Genomic DNA, 26,382 nt, shown 5'->3' on the forward strand with positions numbered 1-26,382 from the left:
GGCGGGCTGCCGACATGAGGCCGCGCATCCCCCTCACCGTCATCGGCGGCTTCCTGGGCGCGGGCAAGACCACGCTGCTCAACCACCTGCTCGCGCAGTCGGGCGGCCGGCGCATCGCCGTGCTGGTCAACGACTTCGGCGCCATCAACATCGACCGCGCGCTCATCGCCAGCGAAGAGGCCGGCGCCATCGAACTGACCAACGGCTGCGTCTGCTGCGCCATCGGCGACGACCTGACCACCGCGCTCATCGGCCTGATCGAGCGCGATCGACCGCCCGAGGCCATCGTGATCGAGGCCAGCGGCGTCTCCGACCCCTGGCGCATCGCCCAAGTCGGCCTCGCCGACCCCGCCCTGGCGCTGGACGCCGTGCTGGTGCTGGCCGACGCCACCATGCTGCGCGAGCAGGCGGCCGACCCGCTGCTGGCCGACAGCGTGCGGCGGCAACTGGATGCGGCGGACCTGCTGGTGCTGAACAAGACCGACCTGGTCGACGCGGCCGCGCTGGCTGGCCTGCGTGCATGGCTCGATGACGAATGGCCCGCCACGCCGCGCATCGAGACCGTGCAGGCCCGCGTGCCGTCCGCGCTGCTGCAGGCACCGCGCCTGCCGCGGGCGGACGAAGGCCATGCGCATTGCGCGGCCTGCGAGGGCGAGCACGGCCATCACCATGACCACGGCGACGTGGACCATGCCCAGCTCTTCGAGACCTGGGCCCTGCGCGATGCACCGGTCTTCCACGCGCCGGCCCTGCGTGCGCTGCTCAAGGCCATGCCGCCCGGCGTGCTGCGCCTCAAGGGCCTGGTGCGCACCGACGCGCATGCGGGCCTGGTGGAGCTGCAGTTTGCTGGCCGCCACGGCGCGCTGCGTGCGGCACCAGCCGCCGCCACGCCGGAAGCCGCCGACACCCTGGTCGCCATCGGCCTGCGCGGCCGCTTGCCGGCGCACGAGCTGGCGCAGCGCCTGCAGGCCGCCGCCGCCATAAAGGAGGCCGCATGACCCGCCCCGCCCACGGCTTCGCCGGCCTGGACCTGCTCGCCGCCCTCGGCGTGGTGGTCATCTGGGGCCTCAACTTCGTGGCGATGAAGTACTCGCTGCGCGACTTCACGCCCTTCCAACTGGGCTTCTTCCGCTACGTGTTCGCGGTGCTGCCGCTGATCTTCTTCGTGCGCAAGCCGCGCCTGTCCTGGCGCTGGCTGGTGCCCGCCGGCCTGGCGCAGCTGGGCCAGTTCGGCCTGCTCTTCGTCGCGCTGAAGGTGGGCATGACGGCGGCCCTGGCCTCGGTGCTGATGCAGACGCAGGTCTTCTTCACCACGCTGCTGGGCGTGGCCTTGCTGGGCGAGCGCCTGTCCGGGCCGCTGCGCGCGGGCCTCGCGCTCGCCGCGGTGGGCCTGCTGTGCTTCGGCCTCAACTTCACGGGCGGCTCGGCCACGGCCGGCATCACGGTGCTGGGCCTGGTGCTGAACCTGGGCGGTGCCTTCATGTGGGCGGCCTCCAACATCGTGGCGCGCCGGGCCCAGGCGGCGCAGCCGGGTTATGACCCGCTGCAGTTCGTGGTGTGGATGTCGCTGGTGCCCATCCTGCCCTTCGGGGCGATGGCGCTGTTCTTCGAACCCGCGGCCACGCACGACCAGTGGCGCCACGCCAGCCTGGGCGGCTGGCTGGGCGTGGCCTACCTCGGCTGGTTCGCCACCATTGCCGCCTATGCCATGTGGACCGGCCTGCTCAAGCGCCACCCTGCCAACCGCGTCGCGCCCTTCAGTCTGGGCGTGCCGGTGATCGGGCTGGCGGCCGGCATGCTCACGCTGGGCGAGGGCGTGACGGCCTGGCAGTGGGCCGGCAGCGCCTGCGTTGTGGCGGCCTTGGGCGTGGTGATGTTTGGCGGGCGCTGGACGGCGCGGCGGCGGGCACAGGCCTGAGCCGCGTGCGCCTGCCTCTCCCCACTCCTCTCCCGCGGGGGGGGAGGGGCTTTGGATGCCGACACAATCGCCCGCCATGGAGACACTCACCCGCCGCCAATGGGCGCTGCTCATTCCGCTGACCATCGCCTGGGGCATCAACTGGCCCATCATGAAGGTGGGGGTGGGCGACATGCCGCCGCTGGCCTTTCGCGCGATGTCGCTGTGGCTGGGGGTGCCGGTGCTGGTGGCGGTGCTGCTGACGATGCGCCTGCCCTTCCGTGTGCCGCGCCGCCACTGGCCCGAGCTGCTGTGGCTGTCGGCCACCAACATGTTCGTCTGGCATGTGTGCATCATCATCGCGCTGCGTCACCTGTCGGGCGGGCGTGCGGCCATCCTGGGCTACACGATGCCGGTGTTCTCGGCCATCCTGGGTGCGTGGCTCTTCAACACCCGGCTGTCGGCACGGGCCTGGATGGGCGTGGCAGCGGCGGCGCTGGGCGTGGCCTTTTTGCTGTGGCACGAGTTCACCGGCCTGGCCGGCAGCCCGGGCTTCGTGGCGCTGGCGCTGGTGGCCGCGGCCACCTGGGCGCTGGGCACGCAGCTGCTGCGGCGTACCCAGCTGCCGGTGCCCACGCTCACGCTGTCGTTCTGGATGACCACGCTCACCGCCTTGGTGATGGGCGCGCTCTCGGTCCTGGCCGAGCGCAGCGAATGGCATGCGCCCAGTCCGGCGGCCTGGGGGGCCATCGTCTACAACGCCGTGGTGATTTTCGGCTTCGCGCATGTCGCCTGGTTCGTGCTGGCGCGCGGGTTGCCGCCGGTGGCCTCGACCATCAGCGTGATGATGATCCCGGTGCTGGGCGTGCTCAGCAGCGCCCTCTGGCTGGGCGAGGCGATCTACTGGCAGGACTGGCTGGCCATGGCCCTGCTGATGGTGGCCATCGGCGCGGTGCTGCTGCCGGCGCGCAGCCCGGGCTGAACGCCGTGCGCGCCAGGCGCGCGCGCATCCGCATCGCGCAGCGCAGGCCACTGAGCCTGCTGCAGACCACTCAGCCGCCGCGCGGCTCGCGCACCCGCAGCATGCCTTCCTGCGCGGTGGAGGCCACCAGCCGTCCGTCGCGCGCGAACACGCTGCCGCGGCACAGCCCGCGCGCGCCGCCCGCGCTGGGCGAGTCGATCACGTACAGCAGCCAGTCGTCGAAGCGGAAGTCGCGGTGGAACCACATGGCATGGTCCAGGCTGGCGGCACGCACCTGGCCGGTGAGAAAGCTCAGCCCGTGCGGAATCATCGCAGCGCGCAGCAGGCCGTGGTCCGAGGCATAGGCCAGCAGGGCGCGGTGCACGTTGGGATCGTCGGGCAGCGGCGCCACGGCGCGCATCCAGACGGCGCTGCCGCCTTCGCGCGGCAGGGGCGCGAGCAGGTCGTCCTGCTCGACGGTGCGGAACTCGATGCCGTGCGGCGCGGTGCCCTTCACGCGGAAGGGCTCGGGCAGCTGGTCGCCCAGCGCGCGGCGGCGTTCGCGGTCGCTGGGCAGCGCATCGGGCGATGCCACCTCGGGCATGGCCAGCTGGTGCTCGACGCCGCGGTCGCGCGTCTGGAACGAGGCCGCCATCTCGAAGATGATGCGGCCCGACTGCCGCGCCAGCACATGCCGGGTGGTGAAGCTGCGGCCGTCACGCACCCGGTCCACGCTGTAGTCGATGGGCGCATGCTCGCCCGGCAGCAGGAAGTAGGCATGCATGGAATGCACCGGCCGGTCGGGCTCGACCGTCAGGCAGGCCGCCATCAGCGACTGGCCCAGCACCTGGCCGCCGAAGACGGCGGGCGTGCCGATGTCCTCGCTCTGCGCGCGGAAGCGGTCGTCGCCCAGCGGCTCCATGCGCATGAGGGCGACGAGGTCCTCGACGAGGCAGGCGGTGGTGGGGGCATCGGTCATGGCGGGGGGCAGAAGCGGAGCAGCCCCTCACGTTAGCAAAGCCCGGGCCGGCAGGCAGCCACGCGGGCGACGCCGGTCGCATCGCTGCCCCGGCTTCGACAGGCTCAGCCCGAACGGTCCTCGGTCCACTGCCCAAGTCGCCCGCGGCCGCGCATGCATGGATGCGGGCCGCCCACAATGCCGCCATGCGCCGACCTGCCACACCCGCCGACCTTGCTGCTGTCCATGCGATCTACATGCATCCGGAGGTGGTGCCCTTTCTCACCCACGAGCCGATGCCGCTGCAGGACTTCCGGCCGGTGTTCGACGAACTGCTCGCCTCGGGCTGCTTCTTCGTGTGGGAGGTCTCTGGCCAGGTGGCCGGCTTCTACCGTGCCGTGCGCTACCCCGGGCGGGCCCGCCATGTGGCGCTGCTCGGCACACTGGCGGTGGACCCGCGCCATCATGGCCGCGGCGTGGGCCGGGCCATGATCGACGATGCCCTGGCGCGACTGCGCGACGAGGGCGCGCTGCGCGTGGAGCTCCTCGCCGAAAGCGACAACCCGCGTGCGTTGCGCTTCTACCAGTCGCTGGGCTTCGTGCACGAGGGCACGCTGCGTGGCTTCTACAAGCGCGCCGCGCAGGAGCACTATGTGGACGAGTGGGTGCTGGGGCTCTGGATGGGACCGCCCTCTTCGGGCGCGTGACACGCCAGGCCCAGCTTGTTGCCGTCGAGGTCGCGGAAGTAGGCGCCGTAGTAGTTCGCGTGGTAGTGCGGCCGCAGGCCGGGCGGGCCTTCGCAGCGGCCGCCCAGATGCAGGGCCAGGGCATGCACCTCGTCCACCTGGCGGCGGCTGTCCGCCAGCAGGGCCAGCATGGCGCCGTTGCCCGCCACGGCCGGCTGGCCGTCGTAGGGACGGCCCAGCAGCAGCAGCAGGGGCCGCGCCACGCCGGGCTGCTGCCAGCCGGCCCAGGGCTGGTCGCGGTCGATGAAACGCTGCTGCAGGCCCAGTGCGTCCAGCAGCGGCTGGTAGAAGGCCAGCGCGCGCTCGAAGTCGCTGGTGCCCAGGAAGACGTGCGAGATCATGCGCCAGCATAGGCGTCGCGCGCGTGGCCCGTCCAGCCATGGGTGGTTGGCACAATGCCGCGCATCTCGGCACCCACTGCGCACGTGGCGGGTGACCCACCATCACCACCAAAGAGGGAACCCTTGATGACTTCGACACTTCGCCTGTCCATGATCGCGGCGGCCACGGTCTCTGCGCTGCTGGCAGGCTGCGCTTCGAGCGGCAACAGCGCCGGCGGCGCCACCGCTGGCGCCGCCCCGGGTGCCGCGACGCCCGCGCCTGCCGCTGCAGCGCCCGTGGCGGCTCCTGCGCCCGTGGCTCCGCCCAGGCTGCCCGGCCTGGACTACGCCGCCATCCGCGATGCGGCCGACGACAGCAGCGCCGCCAAGATCCGCAAGGCCCTGGTGGGTGAGACGGTGTCGGTGGAACTCGCCCGCGCCAGCGGCCGTGGCGTGCCGGCCGGCGCCTATGCCGTCGATGCCGGGGACGGCATCTTCTTCCGCTGTGCCACCTCCGAGCGTGGCTTCAAGGGCGGCACGGTGACGGCCAAGGTGCGTTCGGTGCAGGTCACGGCCAAGCCGAAGCACCGTGTGCTGGAACTGGACCGCTGCGCCGAGGTGGCGGTGGCCGCGCCGGCGCCTGCCCGGGCAGCAGCGCCCGCCCCCTCACCCGCTGCTGCCGCTGCCTCTGCCGCGCCGCTGGCCGCCTCGTCTGCCAAGGGTTCGGGCACCCGCGGGGCCGGCAAGCCGGGCATGGACGCCAACGGCAACGTGGTCGACTCCACCAAGGTCGAGTCCGGCAGTGGCATCACCGTCAAGGGCATCAACGACTACGAAGGCGAGATCACCGGCAACCCGGCCGCCAACAGCAAGTTCACCAAGCTGCAGATCGGCATGCCCGTTCGCCAGGTCACCGACCTGATCGGCCCGCCCACCGACCAGGGCGCCTACATGACCGGCAAGGCCTGGATCCCCTTCTACTTCGGCGGTGACCGCCACCGCTTCGAGATGACCTACAAGGGCCAGGGTCGGCTGATCTTCGCGGGTGGCGGCATGGGTGACTTCACCAGCGGCTACCTGATCTGGATCATCCACAACGCCGCCGAACCTGGATACCGCTGAACCCGGCGCGGCAGCGCGCTCAGCCGCGCGGCGCGTCCAGATCCGCGCCGTCCGCGCGCAGGCGCTGCTGCAGCGCGGGCACCTCGACATCGGCGAAGCGGCTGCCGCCCAGGTGTGCGGCGGCGGTGCCGGCGGCCTGGCCCATTGCGAAGCAGCCGCCGCTGGCACGGGCGGCCGACTGGCCCTCGTGCGTCATGCTGGCGCAGCGGCCGGCCACCAGCAGGTTGTCCACGCCCTGCGGCACCAGCATGCGCCAGGGCAGGTGGTGATAGGCATTGTCGGCATCGCGCGGAAAACCCCATTCGATGCGGCCGTCCGCGTGCAGCTCCATGGGCCAGGCGCTGAGGCCGATCACGTCGTCGAACTGGGCCGAGCCCAGGATGTCCTCGGCCGCCAGCGCGTAGAGGCCGCGGATGCGCCGGGTCTCGCGGATGCCCACCTGGGGTGCGATCTCCACGATGGCCGACTGCGCGAAGCCCGGGATCTCGGCCTTGAGGAAGCGGTGGAACTCGGCGATCTGCCGCCGGCCCTCCAGCTCGCCTGCGCTCAACTGGCGCGCATCCACGCCGTTCATCGCGCGGCCCTCGGCATTGCGGATCTGCGTGACGTTGACCCGCCATTCGCGCGGGTCGATGTTGGGCCGCAGGATCGCGCCCTCGCGCGCGAAGCGGTACTCGCCCGGCTTGGCGGCCTTGACGCGCTCGATCCAGTCGTTGATGGCCTTGAACTCGCCCACCGCCGCCAGCGCCGGCTCGGCCTCGACCTGGCCGACGCGGAACATGGTGGTGGGAAAGAGCCCGCTGCCACGGCCATCGCCCACCTCGAAGGGCACGCCGGCAAAGGCCGCCACGTCGGCATCGCCACTCGCATCGACGAAGGCCGCCGCGCGGATCGCCTGCCGGCCCGACTTGGTCTCGACCACCAGCGCGGCGATGCGGGCACCGTCCATCACCACGGCGGCGGCCCAGGCATGGAAGAGCAGGTCCACGCCCGCATCGGCCAGCAGCTGGTCGGCGGCGCACTTGTAGGCCGAGGTGTCGTACGAGCGCACACGGATGCGGCCCTGCATGCCGTCCTGCGGCTGGTTGAGCCCGCCCAGTGCGTCGATGCGCGCCAGCAGCTCGTCGGCCACGCCGCGCACCAGCAGCTGCATCTCGCCGCCGCGCCGGCCATACAGGCCCGCGAAGTTGGTCACCCCGCCGGCCGTGCCCATGCCGCCGAGGAAGCCGTAGCGTTCGACCAGCAGCGTGCGTGCGCCATGGCGTGCGGCACTCACCGCCGCCGCGATGCCCGCCGGCCCGCCACCGACGACCACGACGTCCCATTCGCCGAAGAGGGGGAGGGTGCGGGCGGGTTCCTGGATGTTGCTTGGATTCATGTCGATGCTCAGGGATTCAGACCTGCGGCGCCGGATCGCGCCCGCAGGGATTCATAAAGCCGGCCAGGCCCCAGCAGGGCGTCCTTGATGCCGTCGCGCACGCGCAGCGAATTCAGCGCCTGCGTGCCCATGGCGCCATGGGCCTCCAGCGATTCGATGATGGCGTCCACCAAGGCGGGCACCAGGTCGGGCGAGCTGGCGAACTGTTCTTTGCTGTTGCTGGCGGCCTGCCGCAGCAGCGTCTCGTTCTCCAGCAGCTTGCCTTTGAGCACGCCATTGACGTAGACCAGCTGGTCACCCTCGCTCAGGTCGCCTTCGAACAGGCCGTTGACCTTCTCGATGATCTCAGTGAGGTAGGCCTGCTGGCGCTCCTGCACGCTGCCGCTGCCCGCCGCATCCAGCGGCAGCAGCTTGTAGCTGCCGTCCGCGTTCAGCCCCATGGGCTGGCGTCCCTTGTTCTTGAGCGTGTGATGAGTCAGCACCACCTTGCTCAGGTCCACCGTGTCACGCTCGCGGCCGAAGTCCAGCAGCGGCAGCAGGCGCCTGAAGAACAGGAAGCGCTTTTCGATGTCCGTGTTGCCGTAGTCGAAGATCTGCCCCAGGAAGGCGTAGACGCGCTGGTAGGTGCCCATGTCGCGCTTGAACAGTTGCAGCGCGTCCATCGTGTCCTTGGCCGCCTGGGAGGTCTTGGCATCACCCGCCTCGTCTGCCACGAGCTTGTCGGTCTGCGCCTGCCTGTAGCGGCGCAGCAGGCGGTCTGCGACCGGGGCGATGGCGGCGTCCAGCGCCTTCTGGGTGCCGTTCGCGCCCAGCTCGACCTGGACGACGCGCTCCACCTCGAACTCGTCGTAATGGCCGCTGGCGTCCAGCTTGGCGCGCAGGTCGTATACGAGGTGGGGGTCGGTGGTGCTCTCCAGCTCGGCCGTGTCGTGATAAGTCTTGAAGGCCTTGAGGATCTCCGCCGGCTCGTTGACGAAGTCGAGGATGTACGTGGTGTCCTTGCCCGGGTAGGCACGATTGAGCCGCGACAGCGTCTGCACGGCCTGGATGCCGCCGAGCATCTTGTCGACGTACATGCCGCACAGCAGCGGCTGGTCGAAGCCGGTCTGGAACTTGTTGGCCACCAGCAGCAGGTGATGCTCCGGCTCCTTGAATACCTCGCGGATGTCCCGGCCCTTGAGGCCGGGATTGAGGATGGCGCTGGTCTCGGCGACCGCCTCGGGATAGCTGTCTTCGTCCAGCACTTCGCCAGAAAAGGCCACCAGCACGCCCAGTGGATAGCCCTGCCGCTCGATGTAGGCGCGGATGGCCTTCTGCCAACGCACGGCCTCCTTGCGGCTGCCGACCACCACCATGGCCTTGGCACGGCCGGCCAGCAGCGGCTGCACGTTCTCGCGGTAGTGCTCCACCACCACCTGTACCTTGCTGGCGATGTTGTAGGGATGCAGGCGCACCCACTGCATGATGCCCTTCAGCGCCGCGCTGCGTTCCACCTGCGTCTCGTCCCACTCCTGGCCATCGTGGGCCAGCTTGAAGGCGAGCTTGTAGCTGGTGTAGTTGCGCAGCACGTCGAGGATGAAGCCTTCCTCGATTGCCTGCCGCATCGAATACACATGGAAGGGTTGGGGCAGGCCGTCCGCGCCGGGCCGGCCGAACAGCTCCAGCGTCTTGCCTTTGGGCGTGGCGGTGAATGCGATGGTGGTCAGTCCCTTGCCCGCACTGGCGCGCGCCTCCATCTGCGCGGCCAGCAGCACTTCGGTGTCGATCTCGCCGCCGTCCTGGAGCTCGGCCCATTCCGTGGCGCTGAGCAACTGCTTGAGCTTGGATGCCGACTCGCCCGTCTGGGAGCTGTGCGCCTCGTCGGCGATCACCGCAAAGCGCTTGCCCTCGGTGGCGGCAAGCCGCTGCACTTCCTCCAGCGCAAACGGAAAAGTCTGGATGGTGCAGACGATGATCTTCTTACCGTCCTTGAGGGCCTGGCTCAGCTGCGCGCTCTTGCTGCCGTGCTCGCCCGTGATGCTGGCCACAACCCCGGTGGTCCGCTCGAAGTCGAAGATCGCCTCCTGCAGCTGCGCGTCCAGCACATTGCGGTCGCTCACCACCAGCACGCTGTCGAAGAGCTTGCGGTGCTGTGCGTCGTGCAGGTCTGCCAGGAAGTGCGCCGTCCAGGCAATGGAGTTGGTCTTGCCCGAGCCCGCCGAATGCTGGATCAGGTAGCGCTGGCCGGGCCCTTGCTCGAGCACATCGGCCACCAGCCGGCGCGTGGCATCGAGCTGGTGGTAGCGCGGGAAGATGAGCGACTGCACGCGCTTCTTGTCGTCGCGCTTGGCGATCAGGTAGCGGTGCAGGATGTCGAGCCAGCTCTCGCGGGCCCAGACCTCTTCCCACAAGTAGGCCGTCGCAAAACCCTGCGGATTGGGCGCATTGCCCGCACCGCCCGCGTTGCCGCGGTTGAAGGGCAGGAACTGGGTGGCCTTGCCCGCGAGGCGGGTGCTCATCATCACCTCGCGCTGGCTCACCGCGAAGTGCACCAGCGCCCCACCCGGAAAGGCCAGCAGCGGTTCGGCCTGACCGCCGACGGGCTGCGGGTTTCGGTCGAAGCGGTACTGGTCCACCGCGTCCTGCACATCCTGCGTGAAGGCCGACTTCAGCTCGGCCGTGGCCACCGCGATGCCGTTGAGAAAGAGCGCCAGGTCCAGCTCTTCCTTCGGGTTGTTGGGCGAATGGCCGACCTGCTGCACTACCCGCAGGCGGTTGGCGGCGTACCGTGCCTGCGTTTCGGGGTTGATCGCCAGTGCAGGCTTGAACTGGGCCAGTGCCAGCGGCTCGCGCAGCCCCAGCATCTCCACGCCACGGCGCAGCACGTCGAGTGTGCCGCGGTCGTTCAGGTTCTTGCGCACCCGCTCGGCCAGCACGCTGCCCAGGTTGGCGCCGTGCGTGTTGCGCAACTTCTCCAGGGCCTGAGGCTGCGTGGCGTCCAGCCAGTCGAGCAAATCGGGCATGAACAGCCCGTGCACCCGGTCGAAGCGCGCGGCATCGCCCTCGGCATGCCACCAGCCATGGGCAGCCAGGTGCGCGCAGATCTCACGCTCGAAGTGATGCTCCTGATGCAGGTTCATGGCGATGCCTTGTCGCTGGCAGACGAGATGGCTTGGTTAACGCGCGCTCGCAGCCGCTCAAAGTAGCGTGAGGTCACCGGTGTCATGGAATGCGACGCAGCGCCTGCGACAAGCATCTCCCGCAGCGCTGCTGACTTGGCGCAGCGTCGAGCGCGATCGCCGCCCCAATGATTGAGTCGCGTCGCAGGAGCCTCAGAGCCCACAACCGGCTCCACGTGCGGTAGCTTTCTCACGGCGCTCCTTGGTCCAGAACGAAGCGCGCCTGCTCCCGGCGCAGCATCTGATAAGGGTTTGCAAAGCCGATGCCCAAGCCGACGCACACGTTGGGGATCTTGATGCGCTTGAGCGTGGGAGACGGAACCTCATGCGTCACCACGGTGTGATGGCCGGCCAAGGCTGCAGCGATGAGCCAGAAATCGGCGACCTGCAGGAAGGTGTTGATGGCCGCCGGCTCGAAACCCTGTTGCAAGACCCACGCACTGACGGCCGGCGCCGCAGCCAGCACCGAGGCATCGGTCGGAACAAAGAATGCGTCGCCCTGCACATCGGCCCAGTCAGCCAGTTCATCGGCCCCAGCCAACAGCTCATCGCCGACCTGGCGGATGCTGCGCAACTTGTGGGCAGCGTGCGAATGCGTCAGCCAGTCCCAGAACGCCGGGCAGAAGTCGAACCCGTACTGCAGGTTCTTGGCCTGGATGAACACGTTGGCGTCCAGCAGGTAGGCCATCAGGTCGGGAACCCCAGAGTCCGCCCCAGCTCGTTGAAGGTGCCCGGCTTCACGATGCCCAGCATGCGGAAGGCATCCCGGTAGAGCGTGCGGCCTTCCAGGGTGCTGGCCACCAGGGTCTGGGCGAAACGTCGGCCGACACGGGCAACGGTGGTGCGATAGAAGTCGCCGCCGCCCGCGCTGCGGGCGGCCAACGCCTGCAGCCGCGCCTCTTCGGCCCGATAGGCGGCCCAGAAGGTGGCACGGTCCAGCCATCCCACGTCGCGCATGCGGCGCAGCAACACCAGGGTGCTGACCTTGAAGTGCTTGGCCAACCGTTTGAGTGCGGTCTCCAGCGCCTCACCGGGCAGCAGGACCGCGCGGAAGTCCTCGTCCGGCACCAGCAGTTGGGCGGCCACCTGGTTGCACCATGTCTCCACGGCATGCGGTGGCGTCTCGGCCAGCGGCGCATCCGACACGGCCGTCTGCCCCAGCCAGAGATGCGCCAGCTCGTGCGCTAACGTGAACATCTGGGCCGACTTGCTGTCCGCGCCGTTGATGAACACCAGGGGCGCAATCGCGTCGGACAACGCAAAGCCGCGGAACTCCTGCGGGTCGAGCGGACGGTTGTTGTTGTTCATCACCACGCCGCTGACCATCACCATCACGCCGGCCTGCTCGGCCTGGGCGATGAACAGGCGCAGGGCTTCAGTCCAGGTGGGGCACTCGCTTCGTGCCTGAACGCTGAAGCCCAGGTGCTGACGGATGGCACGGGCCGCCTCTGCGGGCGGCGTGGCCGTGTTCAGGCTGCCCACGAAAGGCAGCGGCGCTTCGCCGTTGACCATGGCTTCGTCGCGGTACCAGATTTGCCGGGCCTGGCAGGCGTAGATCACATCCAGCAGGTCGGCACTGACGCGCGGAACGCCGGCGCCCACCGTCCGGAAGTCCGGAATGGGCAGGGTCTCTTGCGGGGGCGCCGGGAGGAAAAAGAAACCAAGAGGCGCGTGGGTGGCCTGCGCGTACTGCTCCAGCTGGCGCAAGGTGGGCTGCGCCTCGCCCGATTCCCAGCGCGCCAGTTGCGGAAAGCGCGCGTCCAGCGTGGACACATCCAACCGGGCGCGCTGGCGTGCCCAAGCGAAGAGTGCGGGTTGGACGGGGACGCGGAGCATTCCGTCGAGGTTATCGCAGCGAGCGAGCTGATGAGGGCCGAATCACAACCCCGACCGCCCTGTCGCTGGTTCACTGACAGGTAGGTTGTCCTGCCAAGCGGCGTAGGTGATGGAGGTGCCCTTGAGTCGCCAAGTATTGCGGCCGTTGTCCGTACGGCCCAATACCGTCGCCGACGCGGCGCTTGGGCTCTTAAACGGCGTATCGCCCGCGAAAACCAGGTGACTTCCATCCTCGGACAGCCTCAATGCACCGGAGGCACGCAGCCTCTCTCGTAGTTCCTCATAGGAATGAGGTTGCCCGGACCAGTCGAGCTTGGCCTGGGAGCCGGCCAATACGACGAATGCCTTGCCATCCTCCTGCGCCGTGGCGGCAAGCCCGTGGCGCGAGCTTTCCAGTTCGAAGACGACGGCGCTTCCAGCGCCCTCAAGCTCGGTGAATAGTGCTTCTGCCAGGGCGGCCCTGCTCTTGCGGTCTTGCAGGCGCCAATGCGTCTCCAGCTTCGCCAGCATTGCATCTTGGCGCTGCTGCATAACTGCAACGGTCCAATCCGCAAACTGAAGCACTTGTGTCGTCAGGGCGAAGGCCGTGCTGCCGCCCTTCGTGAAATACGCGGACTTCTTCCACTCGAAATCACGATTGCTCGCCGAGCTGTTTTTCTTGCGGCTAAGAAGCGCGAGGTTGCCAAGCCGGTGAACCCACAGTTGGTGCACGGCCTTGTCGGGCACCCACCCCACCCATTGGCTATTGGGGGCCGGTTGCTGCGGCATGACGTGTTCTACCGATACCACCTCATGCTGGTAACTGGCGCTGCCGTCGGACATCAGGTGGTCCAAGCGCAGCAGCAAAAGGGCAAGCGCGCGCGGCGATTGCGTTTCGTACAGGGGCCCGCTCAGCGCCACGTAGGTTTGGTGCTGTTCCTCGGGTGAAAGCTGCAGCGGCGATGTGGCGGCCCACAAGTCTTCACCCGCCTCGACAGCGCTCGTGAGGGCCGAAAAGCGTTCGATGCGATCGTTGGCGCCAGCCTTGCGCGCCAACATCGAATACGCCAGCCTTTCCAGGTCGCGGAAGAACTGCAATACCGACTCGGGTTGCTCACGGAACCGCACAAAAAAGCTCAGTGCGGGCGGTACCCAATCCTGGGACTCCAATCGGTTTAGCCAGCGCAAATGCTCGTTCACCCGTTCGGCATGGTGCGTGCTGGCATAGTCCGCGTCGCGAAGCTCGGCGAAAGCCTGCGCCATCGGGAGCAGCACCTCGTCCACGAAGCTGCGTGGTTGTTCGAGTGGTGTCACATGCTCCTTGAACTCCTTCAGCAGCGTGCCCTTCGGCTTGGCCTTTCGATAGACCATGCGGATATGGCTGAACAAGTCGCCGAACTCGTCACGACCCAGGTCCTCCTCTTCGTCCTCCCATTTCTTTGTATAGGCGTCGCGCAGCGCAGGTTCAATGCCGCCGATGACTTCGGCCTTGAGGATGTCGGTAGCGCTGAGGTCGAGGCCACGACTGTTGAGCACGCCAAAGATTCGATAGGCCGAATCCAGGTCAGGAGTCGCGACCGTCACCAGATAGCAGCGCGTAATGACGAATTGGACCAGCCGCACCAGATCGGGCTGATCCAGCTTGGCCAATCCATCCATTAACACCTGCGCATTGGCGCGCAGGCGCGCCTGCGCGTCGGGCAGAACGGTGTGGAGCTGGGCCATCGCCTGCAGGCCGTTCTCGTGCTGCACGTACTGGCGAAAGAAGTCGCGATCTCGCTCGCGCAGCAACAGGCGGTAGCGAGCCTGCGTTGCCGAAACCACATCCCCATGTTCGTATATGCGTTTGGTGATGCCCGCTTGGACCGCTGGATCCTGCACAGTGGTCCGAATGGCCGAAAGCAGTAGCGTCAGCGTCGTCAGTCGCTGCTGGCCGTCCACCACGGTGGCCTCTGCCACGCCCTCGGCCTTGATCAGCACGATGCTGCCGAGGAAATAAGGTGCTGCCTCGGAGAGCTGCGCAGGCGCCGAGGCCAGCGCGTCCAACAGGTCGTCCAACAGTTCCTGTGCTTGGTCGCGGCCCCAGGCATAAGGGCGCTGGTAGCCGGGGATCGTAAAGACGTAGTCGTCACTGAAGATCTTGGCGAGCGACTGCTCCTTGGCGGTAAGCGTAGAGGTCATGTTTATGTCGAGTCTTGTTGCTTTACGCAGCGCGTACGTCGATCTGGCCAGTGACGGCGGCAGAAATTAGAGCTGCACGGTGTTCTTGGAGCAATGCAATTGCTCTTTCCGCTTCTTCACTCAAAGCATTGAACTTGCGAACTTCGCCGACCAGAAAATCAGAAATTTGCATTTGCTCGCTCTTCGGCGGAATAGCGACGGAAATTTTCTTGAATTCGTCCCAGTACAAGCGAAGCCGAAAATCGGTTATTCCTTTCGAATATCGCTTCATCTCAGTTACTGCCTGAGAAGTCCTGAGTAGCATTTCGACATGCGGAGTCAAAAAATTACTTTTTATTGGCCGTGCGACGACATAAGCTGGGCTAACCATCCCTGCAACCTCAACTGCACCCAATCCGCCTTGCCATGCGCGCATCATGTTATAGGTCAAATCGTCGGGTGCAACGGCCTTGTATTTGGAACGATCTTCGCTTCTTGAAACCTTCCGCTCCATTTCAGTTTCGTCTAGTTCTTTGTTGGATACTCCATCGTGAATGGAAACGCTCAACACTGGGAGATCTGCATTTCCTGGCTCATCGACTTCACGAAATAACGTGCCTAATCGCACCACATTCCAATGATCGGGTACTTCGCCCAGCCATGGCACCTCAGAATCTTTCATCGGCGTATCTGGATCGAGGCCACGGGTGACGGCGCGGGAGATAGTGGCCTGACGCTTCTCGGCCAGCAGGGTGATGAGCTTTTCCTGCTCGGCAATCAGCGCGTCGATCTTGGCAGTTTCGTTGTCAAGGAAAGTAGTGATGGCGACTTGCTCTTCCCGCGGAGGAAGCGGCACGAGCGTCTCGACGAGGTACTGATGCTCGATGCTCTCAACCGTCGCCCCTTCCTTTGACCATGAGAGCAAAAGGCGGTCATTCAACCCTTGGACCCACCGCAGGAAGAACTTGGAATCACAGGTGCCGAAATCGAAATTGAGCGCCTTCATATCCTGATTGAGCGCAACTGTGACCGCGTTGGTCGCCACGGGAATGGTGTGCTTTAGGATGCCTGAGCGCACGACTATTAGCACTTGGCCCGGCGCGATCAGACTTGCCGTGCTGTTCTCAAGTCCAGTTCTTGTTATGTGTTCTTCGGCGTCCTCTATGAGTTCGGCCTTCATGTCTTTAGGCGAGACCCACGGAATGGCGCCGTTCCAGTATTCAGGCTTCTCTCGGCTGGGTGTTCCTCCCCCGGTAAAGCGCGCGATGTGCTTGAGCTTTGCAAGCATCCAATGGATTGGCACTTTTCCGAGCCAATCTATGCCGCTGTTCTTGTATTCCGGATACTGCGGCAACATCATTCCGCCAACTCCCCCAACATCTTCATGATGCTGGCCGCCACCGTCTTCAATTCCTCATCAATGGCCTGCAGGCTGCGCGGCGGCTCGAAGACGTAGAAGTGGCGGTTGAAGGGAATCTCGTAGCCCACCTTGCTCTTCTCGGCGTCGATCCACGCATCGGGCGCATGGGGCAGCACCTCGCGCTGGAAATAGGCGTCGATGTCTTCGCCCAGCGGCACGTTCTCGGTGTCGCGCAGGGCGCTGTCGGGCTGGGGCTTGCCCTTCTGCTTGCCCTTCTGGCCCAGCACCACGGCACCGGCCTCGTCGCGCAGCGGGCGCTCGACGGTGATGGTGGTGTAGCCGAAGTCCTCGTTGCGGAAGAGGCGGGCAATCGGCACGCGCCGCAGGCGCCCGCCTTCGGGCACCTCGGGCAGGGGCTCGCCCAGGCGCAGCAGCTGTGGCTCACCCACCGGCTGATTGCGGGCGTCGAGCACGCTCACCTGCTCGGCCTCGGCGAAGTCGCCGAACAGGCGGGTGACGGTGTCGATGTGCGCGTCGCTCATCTCGCGGCGCTTGCTGCCCAGCGACTTGCGCATCTTCTGCCAGAAGCCGCTGGCGTCGATGAGCTGCACCTTGCCCTTGCGCGTGGGTGGCTTCTTGTTCGACAGCACCCACACATAGGTGGAGATGCCGGTGTTGTAGAACATGTCGGTGGGCAGGCCCACGATGGCCTCCACCAGGTCGTTCTCCAGCACGTAGCGGCGGATCTCGCTCTCGCCGCTGCCGGCACCGCCGGTGAACAGGGGCGAGCCGTTGAGCACGATGCCGAAGCGGCTGCCGCCGTCCTGCGCGGGCCGCATCTTGGCCACCAGGTGCATCAGAAAGAGCATGGAGCCGTCGCTCACCCGCGGCAGGCCGGGGCCGAAGCGGCCGGCAAAGCCCTTCTGCTCGTGCTCCTGCCGCACGACCTTCTCGACCTTCTTCCACTCCACGCCGAAGGGTGGGTTGGAGAGCATGTAGTCGAACTTGCGGCCGGCGTGGCCGTCGTCACTCAGCGTGTTGCCGGCCACGATGTTCTCCACGGGCTGGCCGCGGATCAGCATGTCGGCCTTGCAGATGGCGTAGCTCTCGTCGTTGAGCTCCTGGCCGTGCAGCGTCAGTCGGGCCTGGGGGTTGTGGCCCAGTAGGTGCTCGCTGGCCACTGAGAGCATGCCGCCGGTGCCGGCCGTGGGGTCGTACACCGTGCGCACCACGGCATTGCCGGGCGTGAGCACGTCGTCGTCCTCGATGAACAGCAGGTTCACCATCAGGCGGATGACCTCGCGCGGCGTGAAGTGCTCGCCGGCGGTCTCGTTGGAGATTTCGGCGAACTTGCGGATCAGCTCCTCGAAGACCAGACCCATGCTGGCGTTGTCGACCACGTCGGGGTGCAGGTCGATGCCGACGAACTTCTCGGTGACCAGGTACAGCAGGTTGGCCTTGGCCAGCCGCTCCACCTGGGCATGGAAGTCGAAGCGCTCGAAGATGTCGCGGGCCTCGGGCGAGAAGGCCTTGACGTAGCTGTAGAGGTTCTGCCGGATGTTGTCCTGGTCGCCCAGCAGCCGGGTGAGGTCCAGGTCCGAGGCGTTGTGGAAGCCCAGGCCGCCGGCGGCGCGGTTGAGGAAGGGCTCGGGGTTGATGCCCATCTTTTCGCGCAGGGACTTTTCGGCGAGCACCTTGGGCTTGGTGGCCTCCAGCACGCAGTCGAGCCGGCGCAGGACGGTGAAGGGCAGGATGACGCGGCCGTATTCGGACTGCTTGTAGTCGCCACGCAGGAGGTCGGCGACAGACCAGATGAAGGACGAGAGGGCCTGGGGCGTCATGGGTCGGGAAAGCGGGGCAGCCAAAAAGGCGTTAGTGTGCCGCGCCTCCCTAGGAATGGACTTGGCCGAACGCAGGAGCGAGGCGCTCGCGGCCCCTGCGTCGCGGCGGGCCTCTTACTGCAGCTTGATCCCCCGCGCCTGGATGATCTTGGTCATGATCGCCGCCTCGTCCTGCACGCGCAGGCGCATGCCTTCGGGTGAGGTGCCGACCGGCTGCCAGCCCTTGTCGAACAGCTGCTGGCGCACCTCGGGGTTCTTCATGATGACCGCGATCTCCTTCGTGATGCGGGCCTTGGCCTCGGGCGACAGGCTGGCGGGGCCGAGCAGGGCGGTCCACACCTCCAGGTTGAAGTCGCGCACGCCGATGTCGGCCAGGGGGGCGTATTCCGGGGCCAGGGTGCTGCGGCCGCTGGTCAGGCCGATGGCCTTGAGCTTGCCGGCCTTGACCTGCGGAATCGCGATGGCCGGCGGCACCAGGGCCAGCTGCAACTGGCCGCCGATCATGGCGGTCACCACCTGCGGGTTGCCGGCATAGGGCACGTGCGTGGCGTCCATGCCCGGTACGCGGTTCTTGAGCAGCTCCATGCCCAGGTGGCCCACCGAGCCCACGCCCACCGAACCGTAGTTCCACTTCGTGCCCGAGGCGCGAGCCGCAGCCAGGAAATCCTTGCCGGTGGGGATGTCGTTGCTGGCCACCAGCACCAGCGGCGCGGTGGCGATCAGCGACAGGTAGCTGAAGTCCTTGGCCGGGTCGTACGGCAGCTTGGAATACAGCATCTTCGACGACGTGAGGTTGCCGTTGATGACGATGCCCAGCGTGTGGTCGTCGGTGGCCTTGGCCACGGTGTCGGCCGCGATGTTGCCGGAGGCGCCCGGCTTGTTGTCCACCACCACCGGCTGGCCCAGGGCTTTGGCCAGCGGCTCGGCCAGCACGCGGGCGGCGATGTCGGGCGTGGAGCCGCCCGGAAAGCCCACCACCAGGCGGATCGGCTTGGTGGGCCAGGCGGCCGGGGCCTGCTGGGCCTGCGCACCGCCAGCGGCCAGCAGGGCACAGGCGGTGGCGAGAAGGGTTCTGCGTGCAATCGACATGGAGATCGGTCAGGTGCCGGAAAGCTGAAGAGGCGCCGAGTCTAGGGCGCCTGCGCGATGGCTGCAGCGGCACTTCGACCCTTCGACAGGCTCAGGACGGGCCAAGCTCGGCGCGGACGGATCGGGGCTTGGCCCCGTCCGCCCCTGACGCCCGTCAATCCAGGCTGATGTTCCCGCGCCGCACCAGCTCGCCGTAGACCTTGGACTTGATCTCGGCCTGGCGCGCGATCTCCTCGGGCGACCAGTTGAGCGGCTCGAAGGCGAAGGTGTCGAAGCGGGCGCGGATCTCGGGGTCGGCGATCACCTTGGCCACGTCGGCATTGATCTTCTTCTTGACCGCGTCCGGCACGCCTTTGGGCGCCAGCAGCGACACGAAGGAGTTGACCTCCAGCTCGGCCGGTCCGCCCGACTCGGCCATGGTGGGCACGTCGGGCATCTGCGGCACGCGCTTCTTGGCGGCCACCGCAAGGTACTTGAGCTTGCCGGCCTTGTAGATGCCCTGGCTGGACGGGATGCTGGCGAAGGCCCAGGGCACCTCGCCCGTGCCCACGTTGGCGTAGAGCTGCGACACCTCGCGGTAGGGCGCATGGTTCATCTGCGTGCCGGTGAGCGCGTCCAGCTGCTGGCCGCCCAGGTGGCCCGGGCTGCCCACGCCCCAGGAGCCATAGGTGATCTGGCCCGGCTTGGCCTTGGCCTCGGCGATCAGGTCGCTCATCGACTTCCATTTCGACTCGCTGCTCACGGCCACGAAGAAGGGCGTGCGGAACAGGGCAGCCACGGGGTCGAAGTGCTGCAGCGTCACGAAGTTGCGCGACTTGTACAGGTGCGGCAGGGCGGCCAGGTGCTCGCTGTCGAACTGGATCAGCGTGTAGCCGTCGGGCTGGGCGCGCCGGGCGGCGTCGATGGCGATGAAGCCGCCGCCGCCGGGCTTGTTGTCGATGGTCACGCGCTGGTTCCACAGCTTGCCCAGCTTGTCGCTGACCAGGCGCAGCACGGCGTCGGGGCCGCTGCCGGCCGCAAAGGGCGTGACGATGGTCACCGGCTTGGTGGGGTAGTCGGTGGCCTGGGCGAAGGCGCCGGACGCCGCGAACGTGGTGGCCAGGCCGGCGGCCAGGGCGGGGAGCAGGAATTTCAAAGGATGTCTCCGGGGTCGTTGTCGTGAAGAGGGGAGTGGCGCGCGCCGACTTAGGTCGGGGACTCGTCGAACTGCATGCGGTACTGGTTCAGCGCTTCGAAGATGGGTGCGTCGCCGAAGCGGAACAGGTCCAGCGAGGCGGCCTGCGCGTCGCACGTGGCCGAGAAGGGCTGCCAGGAGGGGACGACGAAGAGGTCGCCGCGGTGCACGCGCCAGGTCCTGTCGCCCACCGTGACGCTGCCGGTTCCCTCGAAGACCTGATAGACCGAGCCGCCGACCTCGCGCCAGGTGCGGGTGCGGCCGCCGGCGCGCACGCGGTGCATCTCGCAGCGCATGGTGGGCAGCACGTCGCGGCCGGTGCCTGGGTGGGTGAAGCGCACGGCCGCATGGCCGGGGCTCAGCACGCCGGGGTGGCCTTCGTCCTCCAGCGCCAGCTGGTCGGCCAGGGCCCGGTCGGTGTCGGCCCAGCGGTAGGCCAGCAGCGGCGTGGCGGGCGTGTCTGCCGGCTGCGAGAGCGGGCGCAGGCCCGGATGGCCCCACAGCCGCTCGGAGCGCGAGCGCTCGGGCGTGCCGCATTCGGCCTCGCTCAACTGGTCGCGGCCATGCTGGAAGAACTGCGACTCGGTGTAGTACGCGAAGGGGATGTCCAGCCCATCGATCCAGGCCATGGGCTCGGTGGCGGCGTTGTGGTGGGCATGGAAGTTCCACGCCGCCTGCGGCAGGAAGTCGCCGCGCGCCATGCGCACCGCGTCGCCGTTGACCACGGTCCACACGCCCTCGCCCTCGACCACGAAGCGGAAGGCGTTCTGCGTGTGGCGGTGCTCGGGCGCGTGTTCGCCCGGCATCAGGTACTGGATGGCGGCCCACAGCGTGGGCGTGGCGTAGGGCTGGCCGCCCAGGGCCGGGTTGGCCAGCGCGATGGCCCGGCGCTCGCCGCCGCGGCCCACCGGCACCAGCTGGCCAGCCTCGGCCGCGAGCTGCTTGAGCCGCTCCCAGCGCCACAGGTGCGGCGCGGCCTTGCTGCGCGGATGCGGCGGCATCAGGCTGCCGATCTGGGTCCACAGGGGCACCAGCAGCTCTTCCTCGAAGCCGCGGTAGAGCTGGCTCAGGGCGGGCGTGGGCTCGGGCTGGCCGGGGGCGGCCACGGCCTGCAGCCGCACGGGGGAGGGAAGGGTGTCGATCACGGCAGACATGGAATGCGTGTCTCCTGGAGTGGTTGCGCCGGGGGAAGGGCGGTCAGTGCGCGCCGGCCGCCATCATGCCGCGGGGCCGATGGCCAGGGCGATCTCGCCCACGCCTTGCACGTGGCCGGTAATGCGGTCACCGGACCGGACCGGGCCCACGCCTTCGGGCGTGCCGGTGTAGATCAGGTCGCCGGGCTGCAGGTGGTAGTACTTCGACAGGTCCTCGATCAGCTCGGGGATGTTCCAGATCAGCTTGTCGAGGTCGGACTTCTGCTTGGTCTCGCCGTTGACCTGCAGCGCGATCTCCCCCTGCGTAAGGATGGTGCCGGCCATGGGCACGACCTCGGAGCAGACGGAGGACTGCTCCACGTCCTTGCCCAGGTCCCAGGGACGGCCTTTGTCGCGGGCCACCAGCTGCAGGTCGCGGCGGGTCATGTCCAGGCCGCAGGCATAGCCGTAGATCAGGCGGCCGGCGTCTTCGCGCGCCACGCGGAAGCCCGCGGCGCCGATGACCACCACCAGCTCCATCTCGAAGTGGAAGTTCTGCGTGCCGGGCGGGTAGGCCACGGTGGCGCCGGATTCGACCAGCGTGGAGGGCGCCTTGGTGAAGTAGAAGGGCTGCTCCACCGACTTGTCGACGGGGCGGCCCATCTCCACCGCATGGGCGTGGTAGTTGCGGCCGACGAAGAAGAGGCGGTTCACCGGCAGGCGGCGGCTGTCGCCGCGCACGGGCAGGGAGGCGACGGGGGGCGGGGTCCAGAGGTAGTCTGTCATGGGGTGAGGCGAGGAGAGAAGGGGTAGGGGCGGCGCTTCGACAGGCTCAGCGCGAACGGTTGGGCGTTATTCAGCGCCAGCGGGAGAGGGTTCGTGCGGCGGTGCGGCGTGCACGGCTTCATGACGCGAGACAGTTCTTCTCGGTCCATCCGTACAGCCACTCCATCGCGTCATAGAAGCGCTCCGGCGTGCGGCCTTTCCACAGGTCGTTGCGCACCAGCCGCTCCACGCCCTTGGCGTGGAAGATGCGGCCCATCTCGCGCGCCGACAGCACCACGCGGGCCGTGCGGGCCACGCGGGAGCGCTGGTAGAGCGCAAAGGCCCTGTCCCACTGGTTGTCGTTCACGCGCAGGGCCTCGCCCAGCGTCACGGCGTCTTCCATGGCCATGCAGGCGCCCTGCGCCAGGTACTGCAGCGTGGGATGGGCGGCGTCGCCCAGCAGCGCGGCCCGGCCGAAGACCCACTGCCCGATGGGCTCGCGGTCGGCCGTGGCCCAGCGCTTCCAGTCCTTCGGCAGGTCGATCAGCTGGCGGGCGCGGGCGCAGATGCCCTCGAAGTAGCTCTGCACCTCTTCGCGGCTGCCCTCGCGCACGCTCCACTCCTCCTGCTCGCGGCTGTGGAAGGTGACGACCACGTTGTACTGCTCGCCGCCGCGCAGCGGGTAGTGCACCAGGTGGCAGTTGGGGCCCACCCAGATGCTGGCGGCGTTCCACTGCAGGTCGGGTGGAAAGTCGGCGCGGTCCACCACGGCGCGGTAGACCACATGGCCCGACACGCGGGCGTCGTCGCCCACGTACTGCCGCCGCACCGCCGACTTGACGCCGTCCGCGCCGATCAGCGCGCAGCCGCGGAAAGTCCGGCCATCGCTGCTGACCACGGTCACGCCCTCGTCGTCCTGCGCGATGCGCTGCACCTGCGTGGCGGTGGCGATCTCTACGCGGCCGGTGGCGTGGGCGCCTTCGAGCAGCGAGCCGTGCACGTCGGCGCGGTGGATCACGGCATAGGGGTTGCCGAAGCGCTGGCGGAAGGCTTCGCCGGTGGGGATGCGGCCCACCAGCGTCTCGTCCAGCGCGTCGTGCATCACCATCTCGTCGGTGTAGACGGCGCGGCCGCGGGCGATCTCGCCGATGCCCAGCGCGTCAAAGGCCGCGAAGGCATTGGGCCCGAGCTGGATGCCGGCGCCGATCTCGCCCAGCTGCGCGGCCTGCTCCAGCACCATCACGTCGAAGCCGCGGCGCACCAGCGCCAGCGCGGCGGCGATGCCCCCGATGCCGCCGCCGGCCACCAGGACCGGCAAGGCTGAGGAAGAGGTGCTTGCGCGTGGGGATGCGGTGGGTGCCATGCCTGTCTCCGGCTGTTCTGCATTGATGCCTGTCAACGCCGCGGATTGTTCGCAGACCCCACTATTGCTTCAAGCACTGTGGCCGATACTCGGCATCGCGTTTTTCGATAGTGGGGTGCGCGCATGTCCAAGCTGGACCTGGAATGGCTCAAGGTGTTCGACGAGGTCTGGCAGACCGCCAGCGTCTCCAAGGCGGCCGAGCGCCTGGGCATCGCGCAGGCGGCGGCCAGCACGGCGCTGAACAAGCTGCGCGCGCATTTCGACGACCGCCTGTTCGAGCGCACGGCCCTGGGCATGCAGCCCACGCCGCATGCGCAGAAGATCCAGCCCGCCCTCCGCGAGGCGCTGGCGCAGATCGAGCGGGCCCGCGCCAGCCGCGAGGCCTTCGACCCCGCCACGGCGAAGCGGCGCTTTCGCATCTGCCTCACCGACATCAGCGAGGTGGTGCTGCTGCCGCGCCTGCTGGACCACCTGGGCCGCGAAGCGCCCGGCGTGCAGGTCGAGACCGAGATCGTCTCCGCCGCCAGCGCGCGCCGGCTGGAGGACGGCGAGGTGGACCTGGCCGTGGGCTTCATGCCGCAGCTGGAGGCCGGCTTCTATGGCCAGACGCTGTTCCGCCAGAACTTCGTCTGCCTGGTGGCCCAGGACCATCCGCGCATCGGCAGCAAGCTGACGCGCAAGGCCTTCGCGGCGGAGTCGCATGCGGTCATCGCCTCGTCGGGCACGGGCCATGCCATCGTGGACAAGACCATCGCCCGCGCGGGCATCGAGCGCAAGGTGGCGGTGCGGCTGTCCAGCTTTCTGGGCGTGGCGCGCATCGTGGCGCAGACCGAGCTGGTGGTGATCGTGCCGCGCGTGCTGGGTCAGATCCTGGCCACGCACGAGCCCGTGCGCATGATCGAGCCGCCCTTTGCGCTGCCCGCCTATGCCGTCAAGCAGCACTGGCATGCGCGCTTCCATGCCGACGACGGCAACGCCTGGCTGCGGCGCACGCTGGCGCAGCTGTTCGGCGGCGGGGCGGCACCCGGATAATCCGCGGCTCCACTCCACTGTCACCTGCGAGACTTGCCGCCATGTCCTCCATCGTCCTGCGCTTCCTGGCCGAACCCAGCACCGTCAACTTCGGCGGCAAGGTCCACGGCGGCACCGTCATGAAGTGGATCGACGAGGCCGGCTATGCCTGCGCCACGGGCTGGTCGCACAACTACTGCGTCACGGTGTTCATCGGCAGCATCCGCTTCCACCGCCCGATCATGATCGGCGACCTGGTCGAGGTCGAGGCCCGCATGGCCTACACCGGCAGCACCAGCATGAACATCTCGGTCGAGGTGCGCAGCGGTGATCTGAAGGGCGGCAAGATGGTCCGCACCACCGAATGCCTGATCGTCTTCGTCGCGGTCGATTCGCACGGCCGGCCGCTGCCCGTGGACGCCTACCTGCCCAAGACCCCCGGCGAGATCGCCCTGGCCGAGCGGGCCCGCGCCCACCTGGACGCCGCCCGCAAGGTGGCCGACGCGCCGCCACCCAGCCTGAGCGGCGCTGCGGACTGAGCGGCGCACCGCCGCCCTAGGGTTTTCCCGGGACAACGCGTCCGGCGCGCCGGACGCGCCTGCCGCCCGCAGTCCGGCAGCGACCGGGTTGTGCGCCGACGAGTTCAAAAAAGTCTTTTAGAAACAACGACTTGCATCGCTTCCGCCGCCCGTCCGGGTTGGCACCCTCCTTGCGCTGATCAGCGGCCGCCATCGATGGCGCCATTTCCGCAACGGAGACACCCCAGGAGCCCGCATGCAAGACCCCACACCCGCCCGCCGCCAGCCGCTTTACCGGTCCCTCTATTTCCAGGTCATCGTCGCCATCGTCATCGGCGTGCTCCTGGGCCACTTCTATCCCGCCCTCGGCACCGACATGAAGCCGCTGGGCGACGGCTTCATCAAGCTCATCAAGATGATCATCGCGCCGATCATCTTCTGCACCGTGGTGGTCGGCATCGCGGGCATGGAGGACATGAAGAAGGTCGGCAAGACCGGCGGCTACGCCCTGCTGTACTTCGAGATCATGAGCACCGTGGCGCTGATCATCGGCCTGATCATCGTCAACGTGGTCAAGCCGGGCGTGGGCATGAACGTGGATCCGGCCTCGCTCGACACCAAGGCCATCGCGGCCTACACCGGCCCCGGCAAGATGCAGAGCACGACCGAGTTCCTGCTCGCCATCATCCCCAACACGGTGGTGGACGCCTTCGCCAAGGGCGAGATGCTGCAGGTGCTGCTGGTGGCCGTGCTCTTCGGCTTCGCGCTGCACCGCTTCGGCGGCCGCGGCACGCTGGTGTTCGACATGATCGAGAAGTCCTCGCACGTGCTCTTCGTCATCGTCGGCTACATCATGAAAGTCGCCCCCATCGGTGCCTTCGGCGCCATGGCCTTCACCATCGGCAAGTACGGCGTGGGCTCGCTCAAGCAGCTGGCCTTCCTGATGGGCACCTTCTACGCGACCTGCTTCGTCTTCGTGTTCCTGGTGCTGGGCGTCGTGGCGCGCCTGCACGGCTTCAGCATCTGGAAGCTGGTCAAGTACATCAAGGAAGAACTGCTGATCGTGCTGGGCACCAGCAGCTCCGAGGCTGCGTTGCCGCGCATCATGGCCAAGCTGGAGAACCTGGGCGTGCGCAAGTCCACCGTCGGCCTGGTGGTGCCCACGGGCTATTCCTTCAACCTGGACGGCACCTCGATCTACCTGACCATGGCCGCGGTGTTCATCGCCCAGGCCACCAACACGCAGCTGGACATCACGCACCAGATCACGCTGCTGCTGGTGCTGCTGCTCACCTCCAAGGGCGCCGCGGGCGTCACGGGTAGCGGCTTCATCGTGCTGGCGGCCACGCTGTCGGCCGTGGGCCACGTGCCGGTGGCCGGCCTGGCGCTGATCCTGGGCATCGACCGCTTCATGAGCGAGGCCCGCGCCCTCACGAACCTGGTCGGCAACACCGTCGCCTCGGTGGTGGTCGGCAAGTGGACCGGCGACCTGGACGAAAGCCGCATGCACGAGGTGCTGAACAACGAGAGCACGCTCGAAGCCAATGCGCCGGAACAGGTGCTGGACGCGACCACGGCGCGCTTCCCCACGAAGGCGGCCTGAGAAGCCACGG

The 26,382-nt window shown here is 67.8% G+C and carries 22 protein-coding genes; 8 read left to right on the plus strand and 14 right to left on the minus strand.

Annotated elements, in window-relative coordinates; translation table 11 throughout:
- The first annotated feature begins 14 nt into the window (after positions 1-14).
- The 3 genes from BXA03_RS06955 (at position 15) to BXA03_RS06965 (ending at position 2,879) form a co-directional block, all read left to right on the plus strand.
- Positions 15-998: a CobW family GTP-binding protein gene (locus BXA03_RS06955; RefSeq protein WP_076505438.1), complete on the plus strand. Its 984-nt coding sequence runs from the start codon at positions 15-17 to the stop codon at positions 996-998.
- Entirely contained in the window at positions 995-1,918 is a 924-nt protein-coding gene (locus BXA03_RS06960; protein WP_076505440.1) for an EamA family transporter, read from the plus strand. Before BXA03_RS06955 ends, BXA03_RS06960 begins: the two co-directional genes overlap by 4 nt.
- A 76-nt stretch (positions 1,919-1,994) precedes the next feature.
- Positions 1,995-2,879: a DMT family transporter gene (locus BXA03_RS06965; protein ID WP_076505441.1), complete on the plus strand. Its 885-nt coding sequence runs from the start codon at positions 1,995-1,997 to the stop codon at positions 2,877-2,879.
- 70 nt (positions 2,880-2,949) lie between these two features.
- Here the strand turns inward: BXA03_RS06965 and BXA03_RS06970 are convergent, their stop codons facing one another.
- Positions 2,950-3,837, minus strand: coding sequence for an acyl-CoA thioesterase (locus tag BXA03_RS06970; RefSeq protein WP_076505443.1), 888 nt, complete (start codon positions 3,835-3,837; stop codon positions 2,950-2,952).
- 185 nt (positions 3,838-4,022) lie between these two features.
- Between BXA03_RS06970 and BXA03_RS06975 the strand changes: the two genes are divergently transcribed.
- A complete protein-coding gene (locus tag BXA03_RS06975) occupies positions 4,023-4,523 on the plus strand; it encodes a GNAT family N-acetyltransferase (protein ID WP_076505792.1) in 501 nt (166 codons plus the stop codon).
- Here BXA03_RS06975 and BXA03_RS06980 read toward each other — a convergent pair.
- Positions 4,466-4,903 (minus strand): VOC family protein, encoded by a 438-nt coding sequence (locus BXA03_RS06980; protein WP_076505445.1) that lies wholly within the window; start codon positions 4,901-4,903, stop codon positions 4,466-4,468. The genes BXA03_RS06975 and BXA03_RS06980 overlap by 58 nt on opposite strands.
- A gap of 126 nt (positions 4,904-5,029) precedes the next feature.
- Between BXA03_RS06980 and BXA03_RS27135 the strand changes: the two genes are divergently transcribed.
- Positions 5,030-6,004 (plus strand): hypothetical protein, encoded by a 975-nt coding sequence (locus tag BXA03_RS27135; RefSeq protein ID WP_234983620.1) that lies wholly within the window; start codon positions 5,030-5,032, stop codon positions 6,002-6,004.
- 19 nt (positions 6,005-6,023) lie between these two features.
- Here the strand turns inward: BXA03_RS27135 and BXA03_RS06990 are convergent, their stop codons facing one another.
- The 12 genes from BXA03_RS06990 to BXA03_RS07045 all read right to left on the minus strand — a co-directional run bounded on the left by BXA03_RS06990 (position 6,024) and on the right by BXA03_RS07045 (position 23,240).
- A complete protein-coding gene (locus BXA03_RS06990) occupies positions 6,024-7,382 on the minus strand; it encodes an FAD-dependent oxidoreductase (RefSeq protein WP_076505447.1) in 1,359 nt (452 codons plus the stop codon).
- A gap of 8 nt (positions 7,383-7,390) precedes the next feature.
- On the minus strand, positions 7,391-10,501 hold the full coding sequence (locus BXA03_RS06995; protein ID WP_076505449.1) for a type I restriction endonuclease subunit R: 3,111 nt from the start codon (positions 10,499-10,501) through the stop codon (positions 7,391-7,393).
- A gap of 229 nt (positions 10,502-10,730) precedes the next feature.
- Positions 10,731-11,228, minus strand: a complete 498-nt coding sequence (locus tag BXA03_RS07000; RefSeq protein WP_076505451.1) for a DUF4411 family protein — start codon at positions 11,226-11,228, stop codon at positions 10,731-10,733.
- Positions 11,228-12,376 carry an ImmA/IrrE family metallo-endopeptidase gene (locus BXA03_RS07005; protein WP_076505453.1) on the minus strand — a complete coding sequence of 383 codons (1,149 nt, stop codon included), beginning with the start codon at positions 12,374-12,376 and terminating at the stop codon, positions 11,228-11,230. The genes BXA03_RS07000 and BXA03_RS07005 overlap by 1 nt, the downstream gene beginning before the upstream one ends.
- 42 nt (positions 12,377-12,418) lie before the next feature.
- On the minus strand, positions 12,419-14,536 hold the full coding sequence (locus BXA03_RS07010) for a DUF4357 domain-containing protein (RefSeq protein WP_076505455.1): 2,118 nt from the start codon (positions 14,534-14,536) through the stop codon (positions 12,419-12,421).
- A 22-nt stretch (positions 14,537-14,558) separates the two neighbouring features.
- On the minus strand, positions 14,559-15,875 hold the full coding sequence (locus BXA03_RS07015) for a restriction endonuclease subunit S (protein ID WP_076505457.1): 1,317 nt from the start codon (positions 15,873-15,875) through the stop codon (positions 14,559-14,561).
- Positions 15,872-17,716: a type I restriction-modification system subunit M gene (locus BXA03_RS07020; RefSeq protein WP_076505458.1), complete on the minus strand. Its 1,845-nt coding sequence runs from the start codon at positions 17,714-17,716 to the stop codon at positions 15,872-15,874. Before BXA03_RS07020 ends, BXA03_RS07015 begins: the two co-directional genes overlap by 4 nt.
- Positions 17,717-17,830: 114 nt before the next feature.
- Positions 17,831-18,805, minus strand: a complete 975-nt coding sequence (locus BXA03_RS07025; protein ID WP_076505460.1) for a Bug family tripartite tricarboxylate transporter substrate binding protein — start codon at positions 18,803-18,805, stop codon at positions 17,831-17,833.
- Positions 18,806-18,959: 154 nt separating this feature from the next.
- Complete coding sequence (locus BXA03_RS07030; protein WP_234983621.1) at positions 18,960-19,940, minus strand: Bug family tripartite tricarboxylate transporter substrate binding protein; 981 nt, start codon at positions 19,938-19,940, stop codon at positions 18,960-18,962.
- A 50-nt stretch (positions 19,941-19,990) separates the two neighbouring features.
- Entirely contained in the window at positions 19,991-21,133 is a 1,143-nt protein-coding gene (locus tag BXA03_RS07035) for a cupin domain-containing protein (RefSeq protein ID WP_076505461.1), read from the minus strand.
- Between the two features lie 63 nt (positions 21,134-21,196).
- Positions 21,197-21,898 carry a fumarylacetoacetate hydrolase family protein gene (locus tag BXA03_RS07040; protein WP_076505463.1) on the minus strand — a complete coding sequence of 234 codons (702 nt, stop codon included), beginning with the start codon at positions 21,896-21,898 and terminating at the stop codon, positions 21,197-21,199.
- A 118-nt stretch (positions 21,899-22,016) separates the two neighbouring features.
- Positions 22,017-23,240 (minus strand): 3-hydroxybenzoate 6-monooxygenase, encoded by a 1,224-nt coding sequence (locus BXA03_RS07045; protein WP_076505464.1) that lies wholly within the window; start codon positions 23,238-23,240, stop codon positions 22,017-22,019.
- Positions 23,241-23,363: 123 nt separating this feature from the next.
- Between BXA03_RS07045 and BXA03_RS07050 the strand changes: the two genes are divergently transcribed.
- From BXA03_RS07050 to BXA03_RS07060, 3 genes are all read left to right on the plus strand, one after another.
- Positions 23,364-24,272, plus strand: a complete 909-nt coding sequence (locus BXA03_RS07050) for a LysR family transcriptional regulator (protein WP_076505467.1) — start codon at positions 23,364-23,366, stop codon at positions 24,270-24,272.
- 41 nt (positions 24,273-24,313) lie between these two features.
- The gene (locus BXA03_RS07055; RefSeq protein WP_076505469.1) at positions 24,314-24,790 is read left to right on the plus strand and encodes an acyl-CoA thioesterase; all 477 of its coding nucleotides are present in this window, start codon (positions 24,314-24,316) and stop codon (positions 24,788-24,790) included.
- Between the two features lie 235 nt (positions 24,791-25,025).
- Positions 25,026-26,372: a dicarboxylate/amino acid:cation symporter gene (locus BXA03_RS07060; RefSeq protein ID WP_076505471.1), complete on the plus strand. Its 1,347-nt coding sequence runs from the start codon at positions 25,026-25,028 to the stop codon at positions 26,370-26,372.
- Positions 26,373-26,382 lie beyond the last annotated feature (10 nt).

It is taken from the genome of Pseudacidovorax sp. RU35E (genome assembly GCF_900156165.1).
Lineage (GTDB): Bacteria > Pseudomonadota > Gammaproteobacteria > Burkholderiales > Burkholderiaceae_C > Xenophilus.